This window comes from Adhaeribacter rhizoryzae, assembly GCF_008629685.1.
Lineage (GTDB): Bacteria > Bacteroidota > Bacteroidia > Cytophagales > Hymenobacteraceae > Adhaeribacter > Adhaeribacter rhizoryzae.
Genome location: NZ_VWSF01000003.1, coordinates 408,256 through 424,152, shown reverse-complemented (window position 1 = coordinate 424,152; position 15,897 = coordinate 408,256). Strand labels below are relative to the sequence as shown.

Below are 15,897 nucleotides of genomic sequence, written 5' to 3'. Positions count from 1 at the left end.
AATAATAGCCGGAATAAAAGAATAATAGTGCTTCAAAAATATTCAACTTTATCGGTAGGGCGCACCTTGGTTTGCGCTGTTTCTCTTAGCTGGCTAACCTTATTTTTAATTAGCGCGTCCGGCTCAAAGCCGCTTAATCAGGAACCTGAAATTAATCTTTCCCGCAAGCAGCAGCGGGCAAGTATAGTTATTAAAGGATTTGTGCTGGATAAGGTAAGTAATGCGCCCATTCCTTATGCCCATATTTTGGTTGTTGGTGAGAGAGCCTATTTTGAAGCAGATAGCAAGGGCGCGTTTACTTTAGCATTAAAGCCAGAACAGGAAAACGGGCAAATAAAAGTTTCTTCGTTGGGATATGTTGCCCAGGAATTCAGTATTGCTGATTTAATAAAGCAAAATGGAAGCTCCGTAGCACATAACCTTTTTTTAGTACCAGATTACAAAAGCTTGCCGGCGGTAGAGGTAAATGCCAAAGCCAGAAAATGGACAATTAAAAAAGCCGGCTACCACATTAATGAAGGTTCTGCTATTCATTATGAATTTTATCCTTCCGACACGTTAACTATGGCGGCCGGAGGGCATGCGATTGGGAATAAAATTCAGTTAAATAAATATCCGGCTGCGTTGCGGAGTGTTAGTTTTGGACTGCAAGGTTTAAGCGGGGAAAGGCTTAAAGTTAACGTACGCCTCTATTCGCTAAAAAACAACCTGCCACACCTTATTTTAATTCCAGAACCATTAATTATAGCCATCCCGCCGCATCATGCCGGCTGGATAACCGTTAACCTGCAGCAATACAATATTACCATAAAAGAAGATTTTGCGATTGTGCTGGAATGGGATGGAGCCAAAGAACAAAACACCAGTTCTTTAATGGTTTTTGCCACGCTACCCAAAGGCCAGATTACTTATTACCGCGAATCGCAGCTACAACCTTGGCAAATAGCTAAGTCAACTTTGGTTGATGTAAAAAGTATTGGCATGTATGCCACCGTTATTTATCCGAAATAATCTGCTGGTACTGTTGTTTAAATATATTGTGATTAATGCGGTGCCGGCCAGCAACTTAACCGTAATTGCAAGATTTCCGTAATAGTAAGTTGGCACAAATATTTAGGTAATAAACCTGTTTGTTGTTGGGTAATATTTATGCAGCATTTAAAGTTTTGCTGAACTCTACAAAACCGGTTCGGTGGCGGGTACATAGCCTAGTTCCCGTAATAAAGCTAAAGCCTGCACAGCGCTGGCCTCTTTGTCTTTTATTTCGAGCATAATATCTACATCCAGGTCTTGGAGGTGCGTCAGGAATTCGCGGAATAAATCGAGTTGAATATGGGCAATGTGTTTTCCTTTGCGGTCGCCGGGCGATTGCGAACTGTAATCTATCATCAGAATGCCGTCTTCGGGTTGCCAGGTTTGGGCCGCCAGGCGTAAAGCTTCGGCCATGGGTTCGCCGTTGTTCAGGCACTCGTGGTGAAAATTATCGAACAAAATGGGAATATTGGTACGCTCGTGAATTTCTAAACAATCCTGCAAACTATAAGACCGGTCGTCGTTTTCTACTACCAGGCGGGCGCGAATATTATCGGGCAGTACCTGCACGGCATCGGCAAACCGCATAATGGCATTGGGTTTATCGCCGTAAACCCCGCCGGCATGAATCTGGAGTTTGGCCGATTTATTCAGTTCCATTAAATCCATAATGGCGCATTGGTAAGCTAATTCGGCAAAGCTGTTTTGTACAATATGCTCGGTAGGCGAATTTAATACCACAAACTGATCGGGGTGCATGGATATGCGCAAATTATTTTGCTTGATATACTGCCCAATAGCGGCAAAAGTAGGTTTAAAATAATCTTGCCAGTTAAAAGTATTTACCGGGTGCGAGCCAAAAGGTACCAAATCGGAACTCATCCGGAAAAACAGCAAGCCGTGCTGCACATTAAATTCTAATATTTGCTGCAAGCACGCCAGGTTATTGGTTACTGCCTGAATTAACCTTTCTTCGGAATATGAAGCCAGCCGGAAAGTGGTTGCGGAAGAACAAGGAAGGGTTTCGTTGATGCAGGGATAACCAATTTTCATAAATGCGCCGGGTGTTTGTTTATAAACCTGAACGCAGCCCGATTGTTTTGGTTATGCTTATTAGCGGCGGATATCGCGGTTACGGTTCAGAAATAAACTGTCGTAGGCCGCTTGTTTCTTCTGGTCTTCCAGGGCTTTTTTCCGGGCAGCTTCTTCGGCCAATATTTCTTCGAGCTTACGTTTGTCTTTGCCTTCTTTCGAGAGCATGTCGTAGAGTAAACTGGCGGGGTTTTCGAGGGAAGGTGCTACCGGAGTAGTTTTTTTCTCTTCGTATAAAGGTTCGGGGGCCGGTGGTTTTACTACTACCTTGGGGGCGGGTGGTTTTTTCATGTTGCGTAAGGCGCGGTTTACTTTTTCATAATCTAAACCACCTACTACCTTAACCTCCGGCAGGGTAAGCGAACCTTCTTCTAGCAATATTTCAATTTTTAAATCATTTTGGGCTTTTGGGTGCACCACATATTGCTGTGTTTTAAAGCCAACAGCCCGTATCAGGAGGGTATCGTTGGGTTGCACGTTCAGCCGGAATACCCCAGCCGCATCCGAAACAGTGCCCCGGCCGGTAGCTGTTTTGAGTATAGTTATACTTTGGAGGGGTGCTTTGGTTTGTGCATGCCGGATGGTACCCGTTAAGCGTAAATTAGTTTGGGCAAAGAGACTGGTGCTGCCGCATAAAAAGAGCAAAAAGAAGAATAAGCGGAAGTACCAGCCAGGTATCATTATAATGAAATTATTTACTTTTAAAGAAAACAACGGTTAACAAGTTTTAAAAGTATGAAATTTTAAAAAGAGGCCGCTATTTAAAATGCAAAAGCTTGCTTAATATTTTTAAGCAAGCTTTTTTCGTGTTAAACGGCATTGGCTTATTCTTTCGATTTTACCTTTATTTTGGTGTCGCCGGCTTCGTATTTGGCTTTACCTGGTTCCGATTTTATTTTGGCATCGGTGGTTTTGGATTTAAATTTCCGCTCGTCGCCTTTTATTTTAGATTCGTACGTAGGCGTTTCTACTTTAGACTTACCGGGCTGGGCTTTTACTTTTATGCCGTCCTTGGTTTGCACGGTAACTTCATCATTATTCTTTTTTACTTGCCGGTTAGCCTGGCTGCCGTCCTGGTAAGGTGTTAAGGTACTGGCGTAAGTAAAAGCTGGGTTAGCAGGTGCGTTGGGGTTTACAAAACCTTTTGCTTCATTGGTTATACTTAGGGCTGCCGCCGTTACATTTCCTAAAAACAGCAGCATTGTTAGCTTTTTCATAGTTTGTTCAAAAATAATAGATTGTATTAAACGTAGTTATGTGCTTTGGCTGTTTACGCGTTCAGAAGTAGTTTTGTTAATTTTAATGCTTTAAAACAAAATGAGCTTATGCCTCATAATTAGCATAGTACAAGTTTTGCGTTGCGTAAGAGCAAGAATATTAAACAAGAACCCCGGATTTCATTAGATGAAATCCGGGGTTCTTGTTTGTTTTAAGCCGTATTAAAATACGAACTTACCAATATTACGAAATATTAAAGGCCACCAGTTGTACCACCAGCGGTTGTGCCACCAGCCGTTGTTCCACCAGCTGTAGTACCGGTTGTAGTACCGCCAGCCGTAGTTCCGGTGGTGGTGCCTCCCGCGGTAGTGCCAGTGGTTGTACCCCCGGCTGTCGTGCCGGTAGTTGTTCCGCCTGCAGTGGTACCGGTAGTAGTGCCGCCAGCGGTTGTACCAGTGGTAGTGCTTCCGTCGGTGGTGCCACCAGCGGTTGTGCCGCTACCAGTAGTGCTACCAGCGGTTGTACCCATATCATTTCCTTCAGTACCCATGGTGCCGGTGGTATCCATATCGGTACTCATTTCGGTATCAGTGGTAGTTTCAGTATCCGTTTCAGTTGTTTCGGTTGTACTACTGCCGCCGCAAGAAGCAAACGTAAACGCCCCGGCGCAGCAAAAAATCATCAACACTTTTTTCATAGCTTTTTTCTTTTTTTGAGTTAACTAAAATATATCCTTTTTTATAATATGTTAGTTCTCCGTTTTAAACGAGGGGTATTTATTAAAGTTTTCCGTATTTACACATAATTTTTATCCGTATATATATCATAATATAAGCATTTTAGGGTAGTTGTGGTATAAGGGTAAGATATAAAGTTTCTTAGAATTGGTTTTTGTAACCGGCTTTTAATACTTAATAGTATTTACCACCTTTTATAATCATAATATAAAAATCACATGGTTAGCATTCTGGAGAATCTAAAGAATTGCAGAAGAATTTATCCTTTATAAAGGAACGGAGGTAATTTCGGCTCTATTGATTTTGCCTGTAAAGCGGTTTAGGCAATAAATCTTTCCAGGAATATAAATAGGAAGAAATATTGTAGCAGCTAATAAATATTATTCGGTAGAAGTACTTTCAGGCCCGCTGAAATTCGAAAACGGTTATTTCGGGTAAAAATCCTACTCGCCCCGGATACCCCAAAAAGCCCAGGCCGGTATTAACGTACAAATATTGACTGCCTTTTTTATACAGGCCCGCCCATTGTTTATAAACGTATTGTACCGGACTCCATTTAAAACCGGCAATATTTACCCCAAACTGCATGCCGTGCGTGTGGCCCGATAAGGTTAAATGAATATCGGGGAAGCGGGTGTTTACTTCGCCGTCCCAGTGCGAAGGATCGTGGGAGAGTAATATTTTAAACGGAATATTTTCGGTGCCGACGTAGGCCACGGGTAAGTTGCCGTATTTCGGAAAATGCAGCCGCGTACTCCAGTTTTCTATGCCAATAATAGCCAGTTGGTCCGGCCCTTTTTGTATAACCGCGTGTTCGTTTAAGAGTAGTTTCCAACCTATTTGCCGGTGCGCATCTTTTAACCGGTTTAAGTTTTGAATTTTAGCTTCCCGGGTAGGCCAGCTTACATAATCGCCGTAATCGTGGTTACCCAAAACAGAAAACTTGCCGTCGCGGGCCGATATATTTTTTAAAGCATCTATATGGGGTAATACTTCGGTGGCAACATTGTTTACCAAATCGCCGGTAAAAAATACTAAATCGGCTTGTTGTTTATTTATAAGCGCCACGGCTTTGTGCAGCGGTTTGGTGCTGGTAAAACTGCCCGTATGTAAATCAGAAATCTGGATGGCCCGGTACCCCTGAAAAGCCAACGGCAAATCGGGCAGGCGCAACGTTACTTTTTTTACCTGGTAGTTGTAAGCCCCGCGTACCATGCCGTACACAAAAGCCACCAGCGGAATTGCTCCCATTATTAAAGCCAGTTTATTTAAAAACTCGTTGCGGCTAATAACAATTTTTTCGGGTTCCGGCTGGTTAGGCGCGTGGCTGAAAATATAATTGACTAAATATTTCAGCAGCCGCAGGCCATCATCTACGAGCAAAAATACCACTACCACCAGTTTAGAAGCGAAAATAATGAACAAGGTACTAATCAGGTACATCCGGAAATGAGTTGGCGGCGTACCTCTGGTTAACATAAATAAAATTATGGTGACAACAGTTAAAGCAAACAAGCCCCAGTAAAGCCAGAAAATCAGGCGCTGGCTCCGGAAAGCCAAACTAACCGTTACCGTCCGGACGGCCTGAAAAACATACCAGTCAACGAGGAAAAGAATCAGAATTAATACCGCAATGGTTAGGTAGCGCGCGAACATAAAAAAGAGATAAAAGCTTTGGCAATGCTGAAGTTTATACCAACGGCTTGTTGTACGGTAAATCAGCATTTAGGCTTAAATACAGAAAGCAAAAAACTAAAAATTACGTATGGTATTTACCCTTATTTAACATTTTAAATTATGGCTAAACCCGAACCAGAGCAAAACTATAAGCAATCGCTGGCAATAAAAAGTTGGGCCGAAGAAGACAGGCCGCGCGAAAAACTACTTCTGAAAGGTAAAGCGGCCTTGAGCGATGCCGAATTAATTGGTATATTAATTGGTTCGGGCACCGTAAAATTAACCGCCGTAGACGTAGCCAAAATAATATTAGCCGCAGTAAACAACGATTTAAACGAACTGGCCAAACTTACGGTAAACGATTTGCAGAAGCACCCCGGCATAGGCGAAGCCAAAGCCATAACCATTGTAAGTGCTCTGGAGTTGGGCCGCCGCCGTAAAGAAACCGCCGCCGCCGTTAAAACCCGCATTACCTGCTCTACGGATATTTACGAATACATTAAGCCGCAATTCCTGGATTTGCCCCACGAAGAGTTCTGGATAATATTACTTAACCGGGCCAACGTGGTAATGAAGAAAATGCCCGTAAGTACCGGCGGGGTAGCTGGCACCGTAGCCGACCCGAAAATAATATTTAAGCAAGCCATCGAAAGTTTGGCCAGCGCCATTATTCTGGTGCATAATCACCCATCGGGCAACTTAAAGCCCAGCGCTGCCGATATTGCTCTCACCAAAAAAATGAAAGAAGCCGGCGCTTTACTGGATTTACCTATTCTGGACCATATTATTTTTACAGAACATAATTATTATAGCTTCGCCGATGAGGGTTTGTTATAATTGTTAGATAGTAAGGTTCATCTACTGTTAAATTGAAGTTATGAGCCTTAATAAGGTATTAGGTGATTTAATCTTTTGGTAGAAATTCTTAAATATGCCAAAAGGAAAGTTGCTAAGAGTCAAACCTGCTTATTACTTTATATTTACTTTTAATATATAGTAGATTCTTTAGTCCAGTATACTTTATATATTAGAAAAGGCGATATTAATTTAATACTTGTGTTTACATACAAGTTATGCTTCATAATAAATATGAATAACAACCCCTCTCAAAACATTAAAAAATCAAACCTTGATAAATTCAAGGAATTTTTTCATGCTATAAGAATAATTTACGATGCCAGAAAGTTAATTAATGAAGGAAAGTATTATCATATAACTACTATTTATGGTCAGCTAAGGGCCTTGATAACTGATAAAACAAAAGAAAGAAGTAAAGAACTAAAACCTTTGTTTGAAATAGCATCCTTACTTGGGGAAGAATTGAAAATTTACTACATGCCTAACACTATTAATGAAGATTTACCACCTTCATTAACTGAAGGAATCATGCTACATGTTTCATCACTACCCATTTCTATTGAAAAGCAACTATCCAAACAAGAGGAAATATTACTTGAAGATTATTTAAATATAGAAATAATAAATTTCAAAGGTCGAAGTATTAAAGCTTTTGAATTAATCAATGCGCTTTCGGATAAATATGGTGGATCTCACTACGACACTAAAGTTCCGGACTATCTAATGGAGCTTTTTTACTTTGGCATAGGCGGTCAAAGAGTTTTAGATAATTTAATAATTCAAATTGCCGATTTATTTCTTTCTATTGGCTTAAATTTGGTCAAGAAGTTAACTGATTTTGAAATTTATCTTGCAATATTTCCCGAAGAGTTTACAACACAAGAAAATTATTTTTTAGATTACTTTCTTGAAAATGAAAATAGCAGAATAATTATTTACAGTCACCAAGGTAAGTTAAAGCTCCATTTTGTTGATTTAATTGGCAGACCAGTAAATTTAGAAGTAAAGAAAATTATCAATCCTAAAAATTTATACCTTATTAATATTTCACACAGAATTACCTTTGATCTAAGATCTGAGATTCGTCTTAATTTAGATGGAATTAACTTGCTAGACTTTAGTTTAAATGAGCCTTTATTAATGCATAATGAAATTAGTAGTTATCAAAGCTATTTAAATAGATCCAAAGAAAAAGAAAAACAAGAGTTTGAGTTTGGATTAGCAGAGATGATGATGTATGGAAAAATACTTGATGACTTAGAAAAGGTTAAGCTATTGAATTATTTTAGTCAAAAAAGTCATGAGAAATTAATATGGTTTAACAAGAATTCTTTTGGATACTCGCCTGCAGGAACAAGTGATATCAAAATGGAAGGGAATGTTGAACAAAGAGACTATAAAAATAAAAACTAAGCATAATAATGTATATACAAAACTTTTGCTCCTCAGCGGGCTTTGGATATACTAGACGTTAGCTAAAATTCCCTTAGAAGAAGGCTAATCAATATTTGAAGCCAAATAATGATGGCTATTAAGCTCAAACTTACGTTACGGCATTGTTCAAACGAGCAGCAGGAAAGAGGTAATATATAAAAAACTGAATTATTCTGGTAGGCAAATTTTACATATTTTGCGGTACCGTCCGTTTTAGTAGCCTTAATCAACCAGAATAATATGGCCCGACCAGTCCGTTTCGTTTTTATTGCCGGCTTGTTACTCATTATTTTTTATTTTTTAAAGGAAGCGGTTTTCAGCGACTCCTCCTATATTACCGGTATTAAAAAAGAACGCCAGGATAAAAATCAGTCTTTCCGGAGTTCTAACTCGCCGCTGGAAGAAGCCGACCGGCCTACCTTTGATAGTTTAAACTACTACGCACCCGATATTATTTACCGCGTAAACGCCGATTACGAAGAGTTTAGTCAGCCCGAAAGTGTGCAAATGCCCATGAATACCGGCGGTACCGAGCCTTACCTGCGCTTTGCCAAAGCCACGTTTAACCTCGAAGGGCAGCAAAACTCCCTTATTTTGTATTTGCGGGTAAATACCACCGATAGCTCCTTGTTTGTACCATTTTCTGATAAAACCAATGGTAAAGAAACTTACGAAGGCGGCCGGTTTATGGATATTCCAAAGCCCGAACCCGGCGAAACCCAAATAACCTTAGATTTTAACAAAGCCTACAATCCGTTTTGCGTATACAATTACAACTACACCTGCCCGGTGCCGCCGCCATCCAACCGGCTGCCCATTTCGGTTAGGGCAGGCGAAAAGTCTTATACAAAAAGATAAAGGCTATTACTTTTCTAATTACTTTAATTAATAACTTTGCTCCTGATTTATTTAAATTAAAGAACTGGTTAGGCTTGTAAATATTCAAATTTAATCTTTCCCGTTCTTTAGCAGGGTAGTTATTACTACCTTTTTACCGATTTATAAATTTATGCTGATATCATACGACTGGTTAAAACAACTAATACCCCTGGATAAACCAGCTGCCGAAGTAGCTGCCCGCCTCACCGATTCTGGCTTGGAAGTGGAAGGTGTGCATACGTTTGAGCAGGTTAAAGGTGGTTTGCAAGGCCTAGTAATTGGCGAAGTATTAACCTGCGAAAAACATCCGGATGCCGATAAATTAAGTGTAACTACCGTAGCTATTGGCCAGGATCAGCCTAAAAATATTGTTTGTGGGGCCGCTAACGTGGCTGCCGGCCAGAAAGTAATAGTAGCCACCGAAAACACAGTATTGTACCCGTTCTCCGGCGAATCTTTCCAGATTAAGAAATCTAAAATTCGCGGAGCAGTTTCGGAAGGCATGATTTGCGCCGAAGACGAAATTGGTTTGGGTGCTTCGCACGCCGGCATAATGGTACTGGATACCGATTTACCTAACGGAACCCCGGCCGCCGAATATTTTGGTTTAGCTTCTGATACGGTTTTCGAAATTGGTCTAACGCCTAACCGTGCCGATGCAGCTTCGCACTTTGGCGTTGCCCGCGAATTACAAGCCTTGCTGCATACCCGTTATCAGTTACCCGATATTAGTAATTTTAAGGTAAATAATACTTCGCGGCCCATTGCCATCGAAATTGCTGATCCCGAAGGTTGTCCCCGGTATGCGGGCATAACCCTAACGGGGGTTAAAGTAGGTGAATCGCCGACTTGGCTCCGCAACCGGTTAAAAGCGATTGGCTTGTCACCGATAAACAACGTGGTAGATGTTACCAATTACGTGCTGCACGAGTTGGGCCAGCCCATGCACGCTTTTGATGCAGATAAAATTACCGGCGATAAAATAATTGTAAAGCGGGCCGAAGAAGGTGCTTCTTTTGTAACGCTCGATGGCGTAGAACGAAAGCTGCGAGCTACCGATTTAATGATTTGTAATGCAGCCGAACCCATGGTTATTGCGGGTGTGTTTGGTGGTAAAAATTCCGGCGTTACGGCCGAAACTACTGCTGTTTTCCTCGAAAGCGCTTATTTCTCCCCGGCCAGTATTCGCCGGTCTTCGCAGGTACACGGCATTAAAACCGATTCGTCGTTCCGTTTTGAGCGGGGCACCGACCCGAATATGGTAATATACGCATTAAAACGGGCCGCTTTATTGGTGCAGGAAGTAGCCGGCGGTGAAATTTCTTCCGAAATAAACGATGTTTATCCGCAACCGGTAGAGCCATTCCAAATCCGGATTAGCCTGGACCGGGTGCACCGCTTAATCGGGCAGTTTATTGGGGTAGAGCGTATCAAAGCCATTTTAACGGACTTGAATATTTTAATATCCGAAGAAACCGAAACCCACCTGACGTTAGCAGTGCCGCCGCACAAAGTAGATGTTACCCGCGAGGCCGATGTAATAGAAGAAATATTGCGCATTTACGGCTACAATAATATTGTGCTGCACGATAATATTTCGGCAAGTTACCTGGCAAAGTTCCCGCACCCGAACCCGGAAGAACTAAAACAAGTGGTGTTTAATTTGTTATCGGGTAGCGGCTTCAGTGAAATTATTACCAATTCCCTAACGGACTCCGGCTATTACGAAACCGCGGAAACGCCCGACGAGCAATTGGTACGCATTGTAAACTACAACAGCGAGGATCTGGATGTTTTGCGCAAAACTTTAGTGTTCTCTGGATTAGAAGTATTACGTAGAAATATTAACCGGAAGCAAAAAGATTTAAAGCTTTATGAACTGGGTAAAGTGTACCAGAAAGCCGGCGAGAAATACAAAGAACAGCAAAAACTGGCTTTGTTTTTAACCGGCAACAGTGCCGCCGAAACTTGGTTGCAAAAATCAGAAAAAGCTACTTTCCATTACCTGGCCGGCGTGGTGCAAAATGTGCTGGTAAAACTAGCCCGTACCGATTACACCATGCAGCCTTTGCAGCACCAATATTTAACGGCTGGCGTAGCTTTCCAGAAAAACGATATTACGGTGGCCGAAGTAGGCTTGCTGAACGAGCGGATTTGTAAAAAGCTGGATGTAAAAGAGCAGGTTTGGTACGCCGAACTAAACTGGGATTATTTGGTACGGAATTATAAGAACCAACAGGTTTTTGAAGAACTGGCCAAGTTCCCGGAAGTACGCCGCGATTTATCACTCGTTATTGATCAGCAAATAACCTTCGACCAAATTAAAGCCATTGCGCAGCGTACCGAGCGGAAACTGTTGCAAGACATAAATGTGTTTGACGTGTACCAGGGCGATAAAATAGAAGCCGGCAAAAAGGCGTATGCCATCAGTTTTACGTTATTGGATAAGAGCCAGACCTTAACCGATAAAGTAATAGACGGCACTATGAACCGTTTGATGCAGCAATTTGAGAAACAGTTGGGAGCCGTTATCCGGAAGTAAGCGATGGGAGCAAAGGAGGAACTGGAGCAGCTTAACCGGATAGAGCAGAAGCTTTCGAAATTAATTGCCCGTTATAACCAGACGCAGGAGGCCCTGGAGAAAGCGCACCAGGAAATCCGGCAACTGGAATTAATGGTTAAACAAAAGGAAGAAGAAATAAAAAATTTTCAAAATCAAGAGAATATAACTAAAATTGTAAATACGATAGCAGCCGATGCTGCCAGCGCTACTGAATTAAAGCTGAAAATAAACGAATATATTAGAGAAATAGATAAGTGTATTGCTTATTTAAGAGATTGATTGTAACAGTTTGGTAAAAAGTTTAATAGCACCTAATTAATAACCATTAAATCTATTCATATTCAAGTTTTACATAAATAGAAATTAGGAACTAGTTACCAACACAAAAACCGTATTACACCGCAGAATGAGTGAGTTATCAATAAAAATACGCATAGCTGACCGGGATTATCCCATGCGGGTAACGGAAGAAGAAGAAGAACGGCTGCGGATAGCCGGTCGGATGCTGAATGAGCGCCTGAAACTTTTCCGGGACCAATTTGGCATAGATGATAAACAAGATTTACTGGCTATGGTTGCCTTAGAGGTAGCCGCCGATAGTTTGCATACCGTTCGGAACGATGAAACGGAAAAAAGTATTCTATCGGAAAAATTAGCGCATCTGGACCAACTTCTTACAACTCTTAAAGTAGAATAACCGGCTGCCTTTGGGTAGCCCAACTATTTTCTTTTCTGGCTTTATTCAGGCGCTTGCCTTGGCTGCTATAATTTTAAACATAAAAAATTATAGTCATGTCTACCACTATCTATATTATCGGTACAGCCATTGCCTCGCTGGCAGTGGGTATTTTTATCGGGCGATCGTTGTTGCGCCAGGTTTTCAAAAAAGAAGAGGATGAAGCCCGCGAAAAGGCCAAATTAATTATTCGGGAAGCCGAACTGAACGCCGAAAGCCTGAAAAAAGATCGTATTCTGGAAGCCAAAGAAAAATATTTGCGCCTGAAAGCCGAATTTGAAGAAGATGCCAACAAAAAGAAAAACATCATTATTCAGAACGAGAACAAAGTAAAACAACGCGAACAGCAGGTTGCCACCCAGGCCGAAAATTTAAAACGCAAAGAAGCCGAATTAAATACCCAGAAAGAGCAACTGAATACCCAACTAGACGGCATTAAAAAGCGGAAAGAAGAAGTAGAAAAAGCCCGCCTTTCGGTAATTGAACAGCTCGAAAAAATTGCCAACCTGAGTGCTGCGGAAGCCCGTGAGCAACTCATCGACTCCCTGAAAAACGAAGCCCAGATCCAAGCTTCTTCCTATATTAAAGACGTAGTAGCCCAGGCTAAACTTACTGCTACCAAAGACGCCAAAAAAGTAGTACTGGAAACCATTCAGCGCACCGCTGCCGAACACGCTATCGAAAACTGCGTGTCGGTGTTTAACATTGAGAGCGACGATATTAAAGGTAAAATTATTGGTCGGGAAGGTCGGAACATCCGGGCACTGGAAGCTGCAACCGGCGTAGAAATTATTGTGGACGATACGCCGGAAGCCATTATAATCTCAGGTTTTGACCCAGTTCGTCGCGAAATTGCCCGTTTATCGCTGCACCGCCTGGTTTCTGATGGCCGCATTCACCCGGCCCGCATTGAGGAGGTAGTTGCCAAAACCAAAAAGAATATTGAAGACGAGATTATAGAAATTGGCGAACGGACCATTATTGATTTGGGCATTCATGGTTTACATCCCGAACTAATTAAAATGGTGGGCCGCATGCGTTTCCGGTCATCATACGGCCAAAACTTATTGCAGCACTCCCGCGAAGTAGCCAACCTGTGCGCAACCATGGCCGCCGAACTGGGCTTAAACGTAAAACATGCCAAACGCGCCGGCTTGCTGCACGATATTGGTAAAGTAACCCCCGAAGAACCAGAATTGCCGCACGCTATTTTGGGTATGGAACTGGCTAAAAAATACAAAGAGCATCCGGATGTGTGCAACGCCATTGGTGCCCACCACGACGAATTAGAAATGACCGCTATGATTTCGCCGCTGGTACAAGCCTGCGATGCCATTTCGGGTTCACGTCCGGGTGCCCGCCGCGAAATAATGGAATCGTACATTAAACGCTTAAAAGAATTAGAAGAAACCGCCATTGGTTTTGATGGCGTAAACCAGTGCTACGCCATTCAGGCGGGTCGTGAGTTACGCGTTATGGTAGATGCCGACAATGTAACCGACGAACGCGCGCAGCAGTTATCTTACGATATTTCGCAAAAAATAGAAAAAGAAATGCAGTATCCGGGTCAGATTAAAATTACTGTAATCCGGGAAATGCGTTCTGTGGCTTATGCCAAATAATTGAATAGCTTATAAAATTCAGTTAAAGCCCTGCCCGGTATTTCTGGCGGGGCTTTTTAGTTATTAATGTAGCACAACAATTAGTTATTTATGCTAATTCTATAGAGAATAAGCCATAAAGTGCCCTGGCGATACTGTAATTTTTTTGCCGAAAACAAGTTTGTTTTTAAAGTAATTTATCCCAATTTAACCGCTCAATTTTAGTCTGGCAGATTGTGGGCAGCGTGGGAAAGGAGGAAAAGTCAGCACTTTTCAGTCACCGATAAGCATCTGTTAATTCTCTGCCCCACTGGTTTAGTAACATGAAAAAATTTCTATCTGCTTTAGGGCTAGCCGGTGGTCTGGCTGTATTGGTATCGGGTTGTACTTCGGTTTATATGCCCAATGTGCCCAACGTGCCCATGTTTACCCAAAAAGGCGAGTTAAGTGCCGGTGCCCACACTACTTTAAAAGGTAATATTACGTTTAATACGGCCTATGCTGTTACCGACCATATTGGGGTTTTGCTAAATGGTTCTATGTTAAGCAGCGAACGCAAAAAGCAGGATTTCCGGCATAATTTATTAGAAGGCGGAGTAGGGTACTTTACCTCATTTGGGCCGGAGCAGAACCGGGTATTTGAGGTGTACACGGGTTTTGGGAAAGGCAGCAGCGACCGGCTAAAGAAAAACGAAACAGCCGAAGGCGTATTGGATTACCAGCGACGCGAAGGTAGTTTTAACAAATATTTTCTGCAGGTAAATTACAGCTCAAAAAGAAAAAAAGCCTGGCATTTATTTAACCGCGACTTTCCGTTAAACTACGGCACGGCGCTACGGGCCAGTTACATAAGCATGACCGATCATACCCTGAATGGCCTGGCGCAACCCATTGAAGATAATATTTTTCTGGAACCAATTTTTTATACCCGCATAACCTTAAACCCGGCGGTGCAACTGCAATATACTACTGGCAGTAACTTTGGGCTACGCAACCGCAAAACGCTAACGGCGGCTTACTCGGTTTTTAGTTTAGGTTTTGTAGTTAATGTAGGCGGACGTAATATTAATAACCGGAATACTCCAGGCCGTAAACCGGCCCGGTAACCAATATTTTTTTGAAGGTGAAATTCAAAGCAAAATAATATTCAGGATGTTGGTTCTGGTAATAATTTAGGGTAAGAAATAAGCTTGTCTAAATTTTTACCTTAACAATCAGGCGGTTAAAAAATATTTTAAATATTTTATTAAATAATCTAAACTTCCTGCCAACTTTGTCGTAAAAGGAACTGTGCCGTGAGGGCTTAAGAAATTGAGAAAATAGCAGGTAGGTTTTTACCTGATTAAAGATAATAAATGGTGTTTTTTTATTAGGGGAAAGGGGCTTGACTTATCAAGCCTTTTTTTTTGCCCCAACTTTAGCAATTACCAAAAAAGAAAGGCAGCTCTCATGAGAGCTGCCTTTCTTTTTACTTATCAAAATATTAAAGTTTTAGTTTTTCAGGAAGGCGCGCAGCATCCAATGATTTTTTTCGTGCTCGTTTAAATCTTCGCTAATCATGCCTTGGGTTCCTTCATCGTTGCTTTCGCCGGCCAATTTTAAAATATTGCGTTCCAGTTGAATAATGGTTCTGATATTTTCGATGGTAGCGTTAACGGTTTCGCGATCGCCGGTAAGGTTCTGACATTCTTTAACCGATGAAACCCGCACATAATCGGAGAAGGTATGCAGCGGCGTATGCCCCAAGGTAAGAATACGTTCCGCAATTTCATCAATCTTAACCAAAGCCTGGGTATATAGTTCTTCGAACTTGGCGTGCAACTGAAAAAAGTTTACGCCTTTAATATTCCAGTGAAAAGCACGTAAGTTCTGGTAATAAATATGATAATTGGCAAGTAGTTCATTTAGTTTTTCGGCCAGTTCCAGATTGGTTTCTTTTTCTAGCCCCAAATCAGTTAGGTTTTCCATAGTAGTGTAAGCTATAATTTTATGGTGTTCAGAATTAAAAAATCTTAAACGTTAATAAATGTTTATAGCTTTTAAACCGTAGTTACCCGCCAAAGGTTATAA

Annotated in this window: 15 protein-coding genes; 9 read left to right on the top strand and 6 right to left on the bottom strand. The window is 41.6% G+C overall.

Annotated features, from left to right (window positions below; genetic code table 11):
- Positions 1-27 precede the first annotated feature (27 nt).
- Positions 28-1,011, top strand: a complete 984-nt coding sequence (locus tag F0145_RS06770; protein ID WP_190277484.1) for a carboxypeptidase-like regulatory domain-containing protein — start codon at positions 28-30, stop codon at positions 1,009-1,011.
- Between the two features lie 165 nt (positions 1,012-1,176).
- Here the strand turns inward: F0145_RS06770 and uvsE are convergent, their stop codons facing one another.
- The 5 genes from uvsE to F0145_RS06745 all read right to left on the bottom strand — a co-directional run bounded on the left by uvsE (position 1,177) and on the right by F0145_RS06745 (position 5,735).
- On the bottom strand, positions 1,177-2,085 hold the full coding sequence (gene uvsE / locus F0145_RS06765) for a UV DNA damage repair endonuclease UvsE (protein ID WP_150087552.1): 909 nt from the start codon (positions 2,083-2,085) through the stop codon (positions 1,177-1,179).
- Between the two features lie 60 nt (positions 2,086-2,145).
- On the bottom strand, positions 2,146-2,805 hold the full coding sequence (locus F0145_RS06760) for a carboxypeptidase-like regulatory domain-containing protein (RefSeq protein ID WP_150087551.1): 660 nt from the start codon (positions 2,803-2,805) through the stop codon (positions 2,146-2,148).
- A gap of 143 nt (positions 2,806-2,948) precedes the next feature.
- Positions 2,949-3,341, bottom strand: a complete 393-nt coding sequence (locus F0145_RS06755) for a hypothetical protein (RefSeq protein ID WP_150087550.1) — start codon at positions 3,339-3,341, stop codon at positions 2,949-2,951.
- Positions 3,342-3,595: 254 nt separating this feature from the next.
- Entirely contained in the window at positions 3,596-4,039 is a 444-nt protein-coding gene (locus tag F0145_RS06750; RefSeq protein ID WP_190277483.1) for a hypothetical protein, read from the bottom strand.
- Positions 4,040-4,478: 439 nt separating this feature from the next.
- On the bottom strand, positions 4,479-5,735 hold the full coding sequence (locus F0145_RS06745) for a metallophosphoesterase (RefSeq protein WP_150087549.1): 1,257 nt from the start codon (positions 5,733-5,735) through the stop codon (positions 4,479-4,481).
- A gap of 141 nt (positions 5,736-5,876) precedes the next feature.
- On the opposite strand from F0145_RS06745, the gene radC reads away from it, so the two are divergent.
- The 8 genes from radC to F0145_RS06705 all read left to right on the top strand — a co-directional run bounded on the left by radC (position 5,877) and on the right by F0145_RS06705 (position 14,933).
- Positions 5,877-6,593, top strand: a complete 717-nt coding sequence (gene radC, locus F0145_RS06740) for a RadC family protein (RefSeq protein ID WP_150087548.1) — start codon at positions 5,877-5,879, stop codon at positions 6,591-6,593.
- Between the two features lie 252 nt (positions 6,594-6,845).
- Positions 6,846-8,027: a hypothetical protein gene (locus F0145_RS06735; protein ID WP_150087547.1), complete on the top strand. Its 1,182-nt coding sequence runs from the start codon at positions 6,846-6,848 to the stop codon at positions 8,025-8,027.
- Between the two features lie 261 nt (positions 8,028-8,288).
- Complete coding sequence (locus F0145_RS06730; protein ID WP_150087546.1) at positions 8,289-8,906, top strand: DUF1684 domain-containing protein; 618 nt, start codon at positions 8,289-8,291, stop codon at positions 8,904-8,906.
- Between the two features lie 151 nt (positions 8,907-9,057).
- A complete protein-coding gene (pheT, locus tag F0145_RS06725) occupies positions 9,058-11,469 on the top strand; it encodes a phenylalanine--tRNA ligase subunit beta (protein ID WP_150087545.1) in 2,412 nt (803 codons plus the stop codon).
- 3 nt (positions 11,470-11,472) lie between these two features.
- Positions 11,473-11,769 (top strand): LMBR1 domain-containing protein, encoded by a 297-nt coding sequence (locus tag F0145_RS06720; RefSeq protein WP_150087544.1) that lies wholly within the window; start codon positions 11,473-11,475, stop codon positions 11,767-11,769.
- Positions 11,770-11,896: 127 nt separating this feature from the next.
- Positions 11,897-12,187: a cell division protein ZapA gene (locus F0145_RS06715; protein ID WP_150087543.1), complete on the top strand. Its 291-nt coding sequence runs from the start codon at positions 11,897-11,899 to the stop codon at positions 12,185-12,187.
- A gap of 95 nt (positions 12,188-12,282) precedes the next feature.
- Positions 12,283-13,848, top strand: a complete 1,566-nt coding sequence (rny, locus tag F0145_RS06710; protein WP_150087542.1) for a ribonuclease Y — start codon at positions 12,283-12,285, stop codon at positions 13,846-13,848.
- 302 nt (positions 13,849-14,150) lie between these two features.
- On the top strand, positions 14,151-14,933 hold the full coding sequence (locus F0145_RS06705; RefSeq protein ID WP_150087541.1) for a hypothetical protein: 783 nt from the start codon (positions 14,151-14,153) through the stop codon (positions 14,931-14,933).
- Between the two features lie 385 nt (positions 14,934-15,318).
- Here the strand turns inward: F0145_RS06705 and F0145_RS06700 are convergent, their stop codons facing one another.
- Positions 15,319-15,795, bottom strand: a complete 477-nt coding sequence (locus tag F0145_RS06700) for a Dps family protein (protein WP_150087540.1) — start codon at positions 15,793-15,795, stop codon at positions 15,319-15,321.
- Positions 15,796-15,897: the final 102 nt, after the last annotated feature.